General features: G+C 77.2%; 8 protein-coding genes and 1 pseudogene. 6 read left to right on the top strand and 3 right to left on the bottom strand.

Features of this window, described 5'->3' with window-relative positions; genetic code table 11:
* Positions 1-116: 116 nt before the first annotated feature.
* From OOK34_RS26690 to OOK34_RS26680, 3 genes are all read left to right on the top strand, one after another.
* A complete protein-coding gene (locus OOK34_RS26690) occupies positions 117-869 on the top strand; it encodes a GntR family transcriptional regulator (RefSeq protein WP_267036394.1) in 753 nt (250 codons plus the stop codon).
* A 297-nt stretch (positions 870-1,166) separates the two neighbouring features.
* Positions 1,167-2,744, top strand: a complete 1,578-nt coding sequence (locus OOK34_RS26685) for a hypothetical protein (RefSeq protein ID WP_267036393.1) — start codon at positions 1,167-1,169, stop codon at positions 2,742-2,744.
* A 77-nt stretch (positions 2,745-2,821) separates the two neighbouring features.
* Positions 2,822-3,808: a hypothetical protein gene (locus OOK34_RS26680; protein ID WP_267036392.1), complete on the top strand. Its 987-nt coding sequence runs from the start codon at positions 2,822-2,824 to the stop codon at positions 3,806-3,808.
* Between the two features lie 26 nt (positions 3,809-3,834).
* On the opposite strand, the pseudogene OOK34_RS26675 reads toward OOK34_RS26680, so the two are convergent.
* Together OOK34_RS26675 and OOK34_RS26670 are read right to left on the bottom strand one after the other, a co-directional pair.
* Positions 3,835-4,055 (bottom strand): annotated as a pseudogene (locus OOK34_RS26675) (hypothetical protein); the annotation flags it as partial.
* 82 nt (positions 4,056-4,137) lie between these two features.
* Complete coding sequence (locus OOK34_RS26670) at positions 4,138-5,019, bottom strand: hypothetical protein (protein ID WP_267036391.1); 882 nt, start codon at positions 5,017-5,019, stop codon at positions 4,138-4,140.
* A gap of 17 nt (positions 5,020-5,036) precedes the next feature.
* On the opposite strand from OOK34_RS26670, the gene OOK34_RS35505 reads away from it, so the two are divergent.
* A complete protein-coding gene (locus OOK34_RS35505; RefSeq protein ID WP_353963385.1) occupies positions 5,037-5,546 on the top strand; it encodes an STAS domain-containing protein in 510 nt (169 codons plus the stop codon).
* Here OOK34_RS35505 and OOK34_RS26665 read toward each other — a convergent pair.
* Complete coding sequence (locus tag OOK34_RS26665; RefSeq protein WP_267036920.1) at positions 5,440-6,123, bottom strand: ABC transporter ATP-binding protein; 684 nt, start codon at positions 6,121-6,123, stop codon at positions 5,440-5,442. The genes OOK34_RS35505 and OOK34_RS26665 overlap by 107 nt on opposite strands.
* A gap of 233 nt (positions 6,124-6,356) precedes the next feature.
* On the opposite strand from OOK34_RS26665, the gene OOK34_RS26660 reads away from it, so the two are divergent.
* Complete coding sequence (locus OOK34_RS26660) at positions 6,357-9,599, top strand: FtsX-like permease family protein (RefSeq protein WP_267036390.1); 3,243 nt, start codon at positions 6,357-6,359, stop codon at positions 9,597-9,599.
* Positions 9,596-12,448 carry a hypothetical protein gene (locus OOK34_RS26655; protein ID WP_267036389.1) on the top strand — a complete coding sequence of 951 codons (2,853 nt, stop codon included), beginning with the start codon at positions 9,596-9,598 and terminating at the stop codon, positions 12,446-12,448. The genes OOK34_RS26660 and OOK34_RS26655 overlap by 4 nt, the downstream gene beginning before the upstream one ends.
* Positions 12,449-12,483 lie beyond the last annotated feature (35 nt).

The raw sequence follows: 12,483 nt of genomic DNA, 5'->3' as shown, positions 1-12,483 counted from the left end.
AGTCGTGACAGAACCTGCTGGAATGATCATGAGCGGCGCACGCGCGGCGACGGGCGCACCATGTCCGTCGGGCGCACCGCGCCCTTTCGGCACACGGTGATCAGGGGGCGAACGGCATGGGGACGGTGCGGTATCTGGAGATCGCGGAGGCGCTGCGCGGGGCGATCCTGTCCGGGGAGTACCCGGTGGGCGCCCGGCTGCCCTCCGAGAGCGACCTGGCGGCCCGCTGGTCCGTCTCGCGCGGCACGGTCCGCCAGGCTGTCGCGAGCCTGGCCGCCGAGGGGCTGGTCGGCTCCAGCCAGGGCGCGCGCAGGATCGTTCTGCGCCACGAGCGCCGGCACAGCTTCGGCGAGCTGAACAGCTTCGCGCAGTGGGCCGAGGGGGTCGGCCACGAGGCCCGCAGCCGCTTCCTGTCCCGGACCCGCAGGCCCGCGACGCCCGAGGAGGCGGAGCGGCTCGCGCTGCCGCCGGGTACGGAGATCCTCGCCGCCCTGCGGCTGCGGATGCTCGACGGGGAACCGACCATGGTGGAGCGCACCGCCTACGCCGACTGGGTGGCGGCGGCCGTCGAGGCGCTGGCGCCGGACTGCCGCTCGGTGATGGACAGCCTGGCGGCGGACTCCGGGATCGTGGCCCAGTACGGCGAGCACCTCATCGACGCGCTCCCGGCGGGCAGCGAGGACGCCCGGCTGCTGGAGATCCGGCGGGGCAGCCCGCTGCTGCGCCAACGGCACGTCTCCGCGACGCGCACGGGCCGCCCGATCGAGTGGTCCGACGACCGCTACCGCGCGGGCACCGTCACCTTCAGTGTGAGCAACTCGGCAGTAGCCACCCCCCTGGAACGCCACCCGGGCAGCGGGGACCGCTGAGACCCGGTCACCGGGTAGGGGCCGCCGCGCCGCGGTCGTCGCCCAGCCGGCCGACGACCGCCGGGTACCGGGCCGGCTCCCGACGGGGCCTTCCCTGCCCGGTACGCGGCCCGGGCCCGCTTCGGGCTGCGGATCACCGCGTCCACCACCGTATGCTTCTTCGCGCAGACCCCGGCCGGGGCAGGTGTCGGCGCCACCCCGGTCCCGCACATCTCGCCGGTCCCGCCCGAGGGTTCGGCCCTACGCCGCGCCCCTGACCGAAGCCCTGCGCGCGGCGGCCTACGAGGAGCCGACCCCATGAACCCCACCCTGAACGGTCTCGCCGCAAACCCCGCTCTGCCCCCCGATCTGCTGGACCGGCTGATCGCGCTGGCCGTCTCCCCGGCGGCGGGCGGCGGTGAGGACGGCCTGCTGGGCTCCGAACTGGCCGGCCGCAAGGACCTCGCCCGTGACCAGGTCCTGGCCCTGGCCGCGCACGACGAGGGCCTCGCCGTCACCCTGGCCTACCGGGGGCGGCTGCACGCCGCCGATGTCGATCCCCTCGCTCGGCCGGCTGCGGCCATCGCCCTGCTCGAGGAGGGCCGGGGGCTACCGCAGTGGCCGTGCCTCCTCGCCGCCTGCCCCGACGCCGCCCTCCGGGCGAAGCTGGCGGCCTGCCCAGGCCTGCCGCCCGAGGTGACGGCGGTCCTGGCCGCCGACCCGGAGCTCGACGTGGTGACGGAGCTGGCCCTCTTCGCGACTCCGAACCCGACCGTGGCCGCCCGGCTCGCGGCCCATCCGCACGCAGAAGTGCGCCGCGCGGCCGCCGCCAACCCGGGGCTGCCGCCGGACCTCCTCGCCGCCCTGCTCACCGGGGAGGGGCTGCCCCCGGCCGCGTCCTGCCTGGTCTGCGACCGCGAGCCCACACCCTTCGTCCACGACCCGTACTGCCCGCGCACCGACTGTGACCTGCGCGGGGGCGCCGCCTGCGACGGCTCCCACCGGTCCACGGAGCACGACACCCGGTGGGCGGCCCTCGAGAACCCGGCGACCCCGGCCGAGGCCGTCGCCCTCTTCACCGCCGACCCCTCGTCGTCGCTGCGCCAGGCCGTGGCCGCACGGACCGGGCTCCCCGGCGAGGTGTACGCGCGGCTCGCCCGTGATCCGGTCCCCGGGGTGCGCTGGGCCGTCGCCGGGAACCCGTCCATCGATGAGGCACTGATCCGGGAACTCGCCACCGGGCGGGACCCGGAGGTGCTGCGCGGCCTGGCCCGGCACCCGCGCCTGCCGCTGGACGTACTGTCCGGCCTGGCCGGTGGGCTGCGGGCCGGAGCTGAGCCGCTGCCCCGGATCGCCGCCGCCCCGGCCACCGAGGTCGAGGAGCTGGCCGCGTCCGCGCAGCCGGGCGTACGGATGCTCGTGGCCCAGCGGCGCGATCTGCCGCCCGGGGTGCGCGACGCACTCGCCGCCGATCCGGACGAGAAGGTGGTCGGGGCCGTCGCCGCCCACCCCGGGCTGGCCCCGGGCCTGCTGCGCGCGATGGTCGCACGGCACGGCGTACGCATCCACGCGCAGGTGGCGGCCAACCCCGACGTGCCGGCGGACCTGTTGGAGGAGCTCGTACGCCACGACCCGCCGCTGCGTGGGGTGTTGCGGACGGTCGCGGGGCATCCCCGCGCCACAGCGGCCGCGTTGCGCACGTGCCTGACCGACGGCAAGGCCCGGCTCCATGCCGCCGCGCACCCGGCGCTGCCGGCCGGGGAGTTGCGCGCCCTGCTGGACGATCCCGACTGGCAGGTGGCCGAGGCGGCTGCCGCCCATCCCGCGCTGCCGGTCTCCCTGATGCGGGAGCTGGCCCGCTTCCCGGCGCCGGCGGAGAAGGGGCCGAATCCCTGACAGCGGGCCCTGCCGCGGTGGAGGATGCCCCTTGGCGGGTCGTGGGCGACGGCCGTGCGCCGAGGAGGGGGACCCGCGTGGTGGAGTACGTCGTACAGCAGGGGCGTTGGGCGTTGTGGCTGGTCTGCGGGTGCTATCTGGTGGTGGTGTACATCACCAGCCGGGGTCTGATCGCCGCTCCTCGCTACCGCCTGCTCCAGGCACGCATCCACAGCTGCCGCGCCCGGGTCGAGGTGTGTGCGGCCGCGCAGCCAGGATCCGCCGGAGCGGCCGCCTCCCTGGCGGCGGTCACCGGCCGGCTGGACCGGCTCGAGAGGAACGGCCAGGTGGCCTGGCGGCTGCTCCCCCAGCGATGGGTGGTCGCCATCCCGCTGTCCAAACTGGCCTCCGCCTGGCGGGCGTTGCACGAGGTCGAGGCGCAGCTGCTGCGGCTGGAGGGGCCCGAGGAGATCGCCGTGCGCTGCCGCGCCCTACGGCTGCGCCTCGGCTCCGACGGGGACCCGGCGGGCGGCTCCCTCGCGGCGGAACTCGCCGCGCACGCCGGCGATCCCGCCGCCGAGCGCGCCCTGCTGATCGCCGTCACCGAACAGCTCTCCTGGCAGGAGGACGGTGAGTTCGAGCGCGAGTACGAGCTCCAGCGGATCGCGCTGTGGCTGGCCCTCACCGGGCTCGGGGCGGTGCTGCTGATCGGCCTGGTGCTCGACCACCGCCTGTCCCTCCTCCTCGGGGGTCTGGGCGGGTTCCTGTCGCCGCTGATCGGTGTCATGCGAGCGCAACGGCCCGCCTCCTGGGGGGTCCTCGTGCTGGCGCCGGTCGGCGGCGCGCTGGCCGCGCCCGGTGGGCTGCTGCTGGTGCGGATGCTCGCCGATCCCGAGCTGAACCTCCTGGGCCAGGTGTTCCTGGACAACTCCTGGGGCTCTCCCGCGCGGCCGATCTCCCTGGCGATCGCCCTGCTGTTCGGCTTCTCGGGCACGCTGTTCTCCCGGCTCGCGCTCGCGGCCACCGGGCAGCTCGTCCCCGTGGCGGGCCGCGGGACCCCCCGCGCCGGTGCCCCGGCCGTCTGATCGCCGCCCGCCACGGGCCCGGCGGGTGCGCCGTCGCCGTCGACCGTGAGGCGCCAGGAGCGGCCCTCGGTGGCGTGGAAGTCGAAGGCAGTGTGCTTGTGCGGCCAGGCTGCCGTCGTCGCGCAGCAGGTGGACAGGACTCCTCGACACCATCGAGTGCCACCTCGTCCGGCAGCGACTGCGGGGCACCCGCGGTGAGCTGAGCGTCGTAGGTGTGCACCGCTATCTCGTGGAGAGTGTTTCCCGCTCCGGTTGTCTATCACCTCTCCGGTAACCGGACAGCGGATTTCAGGGGCGGCGGGAGGGGGCGACCGCGCCCGGACGCCCCCCTACATCCGGCGCAGGCGGCGCTGGGCGGCCGACGCCGCGAGGCGGGCCTCGTGGGCCACGTGGCCGGCCTCCCGGTGGCGCGCCTCCGCCTCGGACACGGCCGCGTACGCGAGGTCCCGCGCGGCCCGCGCCTGTTCGGCCTCCCCCTCCAGCCGGGCGACCACGGCGTCGGCTTCGGCGGCCCGGGCCACGGCGTGCTGCCGGGCCTCTTCGGCCACCCGCAGCTCGTCCTCGCGGGCGGAGACGGCCCACGCGGCGTCCTCGGCGGCGGCCCGGGCCGCCGCCAGCCGTGCCGCGCGGGCGGGGTCGGCGGGCTCCGGGGCCGGGGCGGCGGGTTCCGGTTCCGGCTCCGGCTCCGGCCCGGGTGGGAGCGTCACGTCCGGGTCGACCGCCGGGAACTCCGACACCGGCGCGGGGGACCGTACGAGCCGGCCCGAGGCCCACTCCCGGGCCGCCCCGGGATCGGCCAGGACGGCGTGCAGGATGTGCTCCACCTCCCGCACCACGGTCTCGGAGACCGGCGTCCCCGCCTCCTCGGCCAGCCGGGCGGCCTCCCGGGCGAGGGCCCCGATCACCACGTGCTGCTGGTGCGACAGGTCCCGCAGCCGCTCCCCGTCCAGGGACCGGTGCGCCGCGCGCAGCGCCTGCCCGAGCTGGAGGAACTGCTCGGCCTCGTCCGGTTTCGCCCGTACGAGCCCGTTCGACGCCCAGGCGGCGAGCGTGGGCCGCCGCAGTCGCGCGATCCGCTTCGCCGCCGCCGGGTCCCCGGCCGCCTTCACCCGGGCCGCGGCCCGGTCCCGCGCCGCCGTGAACCGCGCGGGGTGCGGTACGTACAGCGCGTCGACGATCTCGTCCAGATCCAGTTCCGCATCGGCATCCACGCGCCCCACTTTCCGTCATGGCCGCCCGCCCGGGGCGCCCGCGCCCCACGGCCGCGCGGGTGAATCGCGCCGGGGCGCCGGTTCCCGTGCGGGGCGTGGCCCGTTGGAGGGGCGTGAACGGCCCGCCGCTCCCCCGCATCCGGTCCACGCTCCGCGACGGAGTCCTCGCCGTCGGTCTGGCCGGGGAGTTCGACCACTACAGCTGCGCCCCCTTGCACGGCCTCTTCGAGGAGGCCGCCGCCCTCGGCGCCCGCCGCCTCGTCCTGGACGCGGCCCAGGTCACCTTCTGCGACTCGGCCCTGCTCGACGTCCTGGACCGGTGGGCCCGTGACGGCCGCCGCTGGGAGCTGGCCGCGGCCTCGCGCCCGGTGCGGCTGCTGCTGGAGCTCTGGGCCCGGGTGCGGGCGCCGCTGCCGCCGGTCAGTGCGAAGGCGCGGCCGGCTCGACGACCTGGCCGTCGCGCAACTCGACCACCCGGTCGGCGAGTTCCATCAGCTGCGGATCGTGGGTGGCGACCAGGGCGGTGACGCCCTCGCTGCGGACCACCGCGCGCAGCAGCCGCATGATGGAGCGGCCCGTCTCGGAGTCCAGCTGGCCGGTGGGCTCGTCGGCGATGATCAGGGCGGGTTCGTTGGCCAGCGCGCGGGCCAGGGCCACGCGCTGCTGCTGACCGCCGGAGAGTTCCCCGGGGCGCTGTCCGGCGTGTTCGGCCAGGCCGACCAGGGCCAGCAGGGTGCGGACGCGTTCCTCGCGCTGCCGGGCCGGGATCTTGCGCATCCGCATCGGGACCCCGACGTTCTCGGCGGCGGTGAGCACCGGGATCAGCCCGAACGACTGGAACACGAAGCCGATGCGGTCGCGGCGCAGCGCGAGCAGACCGCTCTCGTCGAGGGTGGACAGGTCGGTGCCGTCGAGTTCGACGGAGCCCGAGGTCGGGGTGTCGAGGCCGCCGGCCAGGTTCAGCAGGGTGGTCTTGCCCGAGCCCGACCGGCCTTTGAGCGCGGTGAGTTCACCGCGCCGCGCCTCGAACGAGACCCCGCGCAGGGCGTGTACGGCGTTGGCGCCGCTGCCGAAGCTCTTGCGGAGATCGCGCACCACCATCATGGGTGCCGCGGTGGTCGCGGTGTCCTGTCGGTCCTGTTGGTCCTGTTGGTCCCGTCGGTCCCGCTGCTTCGTCATGTGGGCTCCCCCTCGGTCGGCACTCTTCGTCACCTCACGTCCGAATTTGCTCATCTGTCACATCACTCACGCAAGTCCCTTCCTCTCCTGGACCGAATCTGACAGCATCGTCCGCTATCCGGTGCCAATGGTCCGGTTCGGGGGGAAGGAACAGGCACATGATCGGCTTCGTCGTGCGCCGGCTGCGCGGGCGACTGCCGCTCGCCGCCGCCGTGTTGCTCGCCGCGCTCATCACCACGACCACGCTGACCGCGCTCCTCGCCTTCACCCGGGGTGTGGGCGACGCCGGTGTGCGGCAGGCGCTGGCGAACCCGGCCGGCCGGTCGAACACCGCCGTGGTCCTCTCCGGCGAGCACCCGGTGGCCGCCCGGTCCGGGGACGACACGGCCGTACGGGGCTTCGCGGACGGCCTGTTCGGGAGCGTGCCCGTCGGTGTCGAGAGCCTGGCGCGCAGCCGTTCGTACGGTCTGCCGGGCACCCGCGCCCCCGGCAAGGAGCCCGACCTGACCCTGCTCGCCGCCCTCGACCCGGGCCGCGTACGGCTCCTCGCGGGCCAGTGGCCCGAGGCCGTCGGGGACCGCCCGGGGCGCGTCCCGGTGGCCGTGCCCCAGGCCGCGCTGAACCGGCTCGGGCTGACCGGACAGCCCCTGCCGGCCGAGGTCCGGCTGGAGGACCGCTACGGCGGGGCGCCCCTGACCGTACTCGTCACCGGCGTCTACCGGGCGGCCGAGCCGGACGCCCCGTACTGGCAGCTCGATCCGCTCGGCGGGCGCGAGGTGCAGGTCGGCTCCTTCACCAGCTACGGCCCGCTGCTCGTCCACGACTCCGCCTTCACCGCCGGCGCCCTCGTGCAGAACAGCCGCGCCACCCTGCTGACCCCCGACTTCCGCTCCGCACGCGCCTCCGACGTCGCCCGGATCCGCCCCCTGGCACCGGAGACCAACACCAAGGGCCCCTCCGGCCTCACGGTCACCACCGGACTGCGGGACTTCCTCGGCGCGTTGGAGACGGGACAGCGCGTGGCCCGCTCCACCCTGCTGGTCGGGGCGCTCCAGCTGGCGGTGCTGGCCGGGGCCGCCCTGCTGCTGGTCGCCCACCTGTTGACGGAACGTCAGGAGCCGGAGCGGATCCTGCTGACGGCCCGCGGCGCCTCCCGCCGCCGGCTCGGGGCGCTCTCGGCGGCCGAGGCGCTGCTGCTCGCCCTGCCCTCGGCGGTCCTGGCCCCGCTGCTGACCCCGCCGCTGCTGCGCCTGACGGGCCGCTACGGGCCGCTGGCCGAGGCCCCCGTCGAGACCGGGGAGGCATGGCTGCTCTGGCCGGTCGCGGCCGGCTGCGCCCTCTCGTGCGTCCTGCTGACCACCCTGCCCGCCCTCCTGCGCGGGGCCACGGCCGCCGTGCTGCGCCGGGCCGGGCGCCGGGCGGCCGTGGTGTCGGGGGCCGCCCGCTCCGGCCTCGACCTCGCGGTGGTGGCGCTCGCCGTCCTCGCGTACCGCCAGCTCGACCGCTACAGCGGGAGCGGCGCCGGGGCGGGCGGCGAACTCGGCGTCGACCCGGTCCTGGTGGCCGCGCCCACCCTGGCCCTGTGCGCGGGCACCCTCCTGGTGCTGCGGCTGCTGCCCTTCGCCGCGCGGCTCGGCGGCCGGATCGCCGCCCGGGGCCGCGGGCTCGGCCCGGCGCTCGTAGGCTGGCAGCTCGCCCGGCGCCCCGGCCGGGCCACCGGGCCCGTCCTGCTGCTGGTGCTCTCGGTGTCCAGCGGCATCCTCGCCCTCGGCCAGCACACCGCGTGGTCCGCCTCGCAGCGCGACCAGGCTGAGTTCGCCACCGCCGGCGGGCTGCGGATCACCGGCAGCGAGGTGGCCGCGGCCGGCCGGGGCGGCCGGTACGCGGCCCTGCCGGGCGGCGACCGGATGATCCCGGTGGTGCGCTCCGCGCACGGGCTGCCGGGCGGTACCACCGGGGAGCTGCTCGCGCTGGACGCCGCCGCCGTCGCGCGGCGGGTGCCGCTGCGGGCCGACCTGCGGGACGGGAAGCCGATGGAGAAGCTGTTCGCCCCGCTGGCGGCCGACGCCCCGGGCAGCGCGGGCATCGTCCTGCCCGGCCGGCCGCAGCGGATCGACCTCGAGGTGTCGCTGCGGGCCTCCGGCGCGAGCGGCGGCGCCCGGCTGGGCGTACTGCTGCGCGACCGGTTCGGGCTGACCTACCGGGCGCCGATGCAGACGCTGCCGGAGAACGGCGAGGGCACCCTCTCCGTGGACGTCGCGGCGCTGGCCGGGGCCCCGCTCGGGGCGGCCGCCGAACCCCTGTCCATCGCGGGGCTCACCCTGTCGTACGGGGCCGGGACCGGCTGGCTCAACCGGCCGGACGGCAGGTCGGCGGTCGACGCGGAAGTGGCGCTGCGCCGGGTCTCGGTCACGGAGACGGCGGGCGGCCCGGCCGTCCCCGTCCAGGCCGCCGCGCCCGCCTGGAACCTGGTGGCCCCGGTCCTGGGGACGGACACCCCGGCCGCCCGGCTGCTGCCGGCCGACGGCGCGTTGCTGCGCCTGCGGTACACGGGCGCCCCGATGAACAGCTACGACCTCAGCCTCAGCGCCGGCGGGCCGGCCGCCGCCGAGCTGCCGGGCATCGCCACCCGCGCCTATCTGACCGCCGTCGGGGCCGAGGTCGGCGACCGGATCCCGGTGCTGCTCGGCTCGGCCACCGTCCCGGTCCGGGTCACCGCCGCCGTCGGAGCCCTGCCCGCGTCCGGCGACCGGGCGGTGGCCGTCGACCTCGCCACCGCCGGGCGGCTGCTCGCGGCCACCGACGGGCAGGCCCTGCCCGGCGCCGACGAGTGGTGGCTGCCCGCGGCCTCCGCCTCCGACCCCGCGCCCGCGCGGGCCGCCGCCGAACTGCGGGCGGGGGCCGGCTCGCACCGGGTCCTGCTGCGCGAGGAGGTGGCCGCCGGGCTGCTGAACGACCCGCTGAGCGCCGGCCCCCGCATCGCGCTGGCCGCGCTCGCCCTGTCCAGCGCGGTCCTGGCCGCCATCGGCTTCGCCGCCTCCTCGGCGGCGGCCGCGCGCCAGCGGGGCCGGGAGTCCGCGGTCCTCCTGGCCCTCGGAGCGCCCCGGCGGGGCCTGGCCCGGGCGGCCGCCGCCGAGGGCCTGGTCCTGGTCGCACTCGGGACCGGGGTGGGACTGGCGGTGGGCGCGGCCATCGTGCACCTGACGGTGCCGCTGATGGTGCTCACCCCCGCCGCGCAGCGCCCGGTGCCGGCGGTCCTGGTGGACCTGCCGAACCTGCGGACCCTGCTGCTGGCCGCCGTCATCGCCGCGGTGCCGCTGCTGTCGGCGGTGCTCGGCGGCCGCGGCGACCGCACGTCCCGGGGCGCCGCCGCCCGTCTGCGCCACGTGGAGGAGATATGACCGGCCCGACCACCCACCGCGAGGCCGACCGGCCGGAGCCGCCCGGCGGCCGGGCCACCGGGCCCGGGGGCGGGGCGGCACGCCCGGCCGCGGCCACCGGGCGCGGCCACGGCGCGGGGGCCGGCTGGGTGCGGACGCGGCTGCGCGCCGCGCCCCTGGCCACGCTCCTGTCGGCCGTGCTGGTCTTCGTCTCCGTCCTGCTGGCCACCGCTCTGCCGCGCGCCCTCGACCGGGGCGCGGACCAGGCCCTGCGCGCCTACCTGGCCGAGCAGGGCCCGGGCCCGACCAGCCTGGTCGCCACCGCCCAGACCGCGGGCCCGGGCCCGGGCAGCCTGCTCGTCGCCACCGCGCGGAGCGAGGAGCTCGCGGCGCTCCTGGACTCCTCGCTGGCCGCCCTGCGCGCCGCCGTCGGGCCGGATTACCGCCTGGCGGACTCCGGCCCCGTGTACGGGGTGCGCGCGAAGAACTCGCGCTCCCTGGCGGGCCCCGGGCTCGTCCGCCCGTCGGACATCGCGCCCAACCTGGACCTGCTGCACCTGCCCCAGATCGCCTCTCACAGCCGGCTGGTCGAGGGGCGGTGGCCGTCCGGCGGCGGCGGCGAGGGAACCGTCCCGGTCGCCCTGTCCAAGAGCACCGCCGACAGCATCGGCGCCAAGGTGGGCTCGGTCCTGGAGGGCTCCTCGGACATCGCCTCGCCGATGAGCATCGAGGTCGTCGGCCTGTTCGCCCCGGCCGACCCCGCCGACGTCTACTGGAGCGACACCGACACCTCCTGCCTCGTGCAGGCCTGTCTCAAGTGGGACAAGAAGCAGGAGAAGTCCTGGTGGGACGCGTCCGCCCTGGTCGGCCCCGAGGGGATCGGCCGGCTGGCGGGCTGGGGCACCCTCGCGACGGACTTCTGGCGGCTGCCGGTGGACATCGGCGCCCTGCGCGCCGAGCGGCTGCCCGAGGTCGCCGAGCAGATCGCCTCGTACGTGTCCGGCCCCACGGCCAACCGGCTGATCACCGAATCCGGCCACCCCGACATCCGGATCACCTCCGAACTGCCGAAACTGTTCGCCGCCGCCGAGGCCCGCCGGCAGGCCGCCGCGCCACTGGCCGCGATCGGACCGGCCGGGGTGGCGGGTGTCGCCCTCGTGGTGTTCTGCCTGGCCGCCGGGCTCACCGGTGACCGGCGGGAGGCCGAACTGGCTCTGCTGCTGGCCCGGGGCGGCTCCCGCGCGGGCATCCTGCGCCGGCTGCTGGGCGAGGGGGCCGTCATCGTGCTGCCCGCCGCCGTGCTCGCGGCGACCCTCGGGGTACTGCTGCTGCCGACCCCCCGGTCGGCGCCCGGCCTGCTCTCGGCCGCGGCCGTCGCGCTCGCGGCCCTGCTGGCCTTTCCGGTACGGGCCTTCGTGCTGCTGTCGGGCCCGCGCGCGGCCGCACCGCGGCGCCGGCTGGTGGCGGAGCTGCTGGTCCTCGCCGCCACCGCGGCCGCCGTGGCCGAGGTCCGCCGGCGCGGGGTCGCCCCGGCCGGAGCCGGGCTGGACCCGCTGCTCGTCGCCGCCCCGCTGCTGCTCGCGCTGTGCGGGGGGCTGCTGCTGGCCCGGATCCAGCCCCCGCTGGCGCGGCTGGCGGCCCGGGCCGCGGGGCGCGGGCGCGGCCTGACCGGCTTCCTCGGGCTCGCGCGGGCAGCCCGGGGGAACGCGGGAGGCGCGCGTCCCTCCGTACTGCCCCTGATCGCGCTGCTGCTGGCGGTGACCACGGGCGGGTTCGGGTCGGCCGTACTGGCCTCCGTGGACGGGGCCCGCCTGGAGGCGGCGCGGGGCGATGTCGGGGGCGACGCCCATGTGTCGGCCCCGCCCAGGGAGGAGCTGGCGCCGGAGTTCGTCCGGGCGGCGGGCGCGCTGCCCGGAGTACGGAGCTCCCTCGGGGTGTGGACCGACCGGGACGCCCTCCTGATGTCGGACGACCTGGCCGGTACCCGGGTCAGGGCGGTGGTCGCCGACCCGGCAGCCTACGCCGCGCTGTCCGAGGCCGCCGGCCGGGGGCGGTTCGACCCCGCCCGGCTCGCCGGGGGCGGCGCTGCGGACGCTCCCGTCCCGGTGCTGATCAGCAAGAACCTCGCCGGGAAGGACTCCGGTGGCGAGTTCCGGATCCACCTCGCGGGCGTGGAGCTGCGGGCGCGGCCGGTCGGCCTGGTCGAGGGGACCCCGGCGGAGCCGTCCGTGGAGGCGGCGGTCGTCGTGGTGCCGGCCGGGCCGGTCACCGCGCGGGTGCCCCAGGCGGCGCACCCCAACCACTGGTTCGCCCTGGGCACGGTCGACGAGGATCGGCTGCGCGAGCTGGTCCGCGCCCATGCACCGGCCTCCGTCGCCGAGCGGACCTTCGTGCACACCAGCGCGGCGGTCTCCGCGAAGCTCGCCGGCGACCCCCTCCAGCACGCGGCCGGGCAGCTGTTCTGGACCTCCCTGGCGGCGGCGGCCGGCTTCGCGCTGCTGTCCGTGCTGCTGACCCTGGTACGGGCCGCCCCCGAACGGGCCGCGCTGCTGGCCCGGTTGCGGACCATGGGGCTGCGGCCCCGGCAGGGCGTGGTGCTGGTGCTGACGGAATCACTGCCGCAGGTGCTGGCGGCCCCGCTCGGCGGCGCCCTGACCGCGGTCGCCGCCATCGCCCTGCTGGGCCCGTCGGTGGACGTGTCGACCCTGGTCGGCGCCACCGTGCCGGCCGGTCTGGGGCTCGGCCTGCGGCCGGTGCTCGCGCAGGCGCTGGGCCTGGCGGGCCTGGTGGCCCTGGCCGTGCTCGCCGAGGCGGCGGTAACGGGCCGGCGACAGATCACCACCGAGTTGAGAGCGGGAGACCAACGTTGAACACCGAAGCGCCCACGTACGAGGAGCTGCGGCGC

Source organism: Streptomyces sp. NBC_00091 (assembly GCF_026343185.1).
Lineage (GTDB): Bacteria > Actinomycetota > Actinomycetes > Streptomycetales > Streptomycetaceae > Streptomyces.
The sequence above is the reverse complement of the archived record's forward strand: the minus strand, read 5'-3'. Positions and strand labels throughout refer to the sequence as shown.

Bases quoted from the DNA above. Each gene is read 5' to 3' on its own strand.
- OOK34_RS26660 (WP_267036390.1), top strand. From the start codon at position 6,357: ATGATCGGCTTCGTCGTGCGCCGGCTGCGCGGGCGACTGCCGCTCGCC.
- OOK34_RS26685 (WP_267036393.1), top strand. From the start codon at position 1,167: ATGAACCCCACCCTGAACGGTCTCGCCGCAAACCCCGCTCTGCCCCCC.
- OOK34_RS26690 (WP_267036394.1), top strand. From the start codon at position 117: ATGGGGACGGTGCGGTATCTGGAGATCGCGGAGGCGCTGCGCGGGGCG.
- OOK34_RS26665 (WP_267036920.1), bottom strand. From the start codon at position 6,123: ATGATGGTGGTGCGCGATCTCCGCAAGAGCTTCGGCAGCGGCGCCAAC.
- OOK34_RS26655 (WP_267036389.1), top strand. From the start codon at position 9,596: ATGACCGGCCCGACCACCCACCGCGAGGCCGACCGGCCGGAGCCGCCC.
- OOK34_RS35505 (WP_353963385.1), top strand. From the start codon at position 5,037: ATGGCCGCCCGCCCGGGGCGCCCGCGCCCCACGGCCGCGCGGGTGAAT.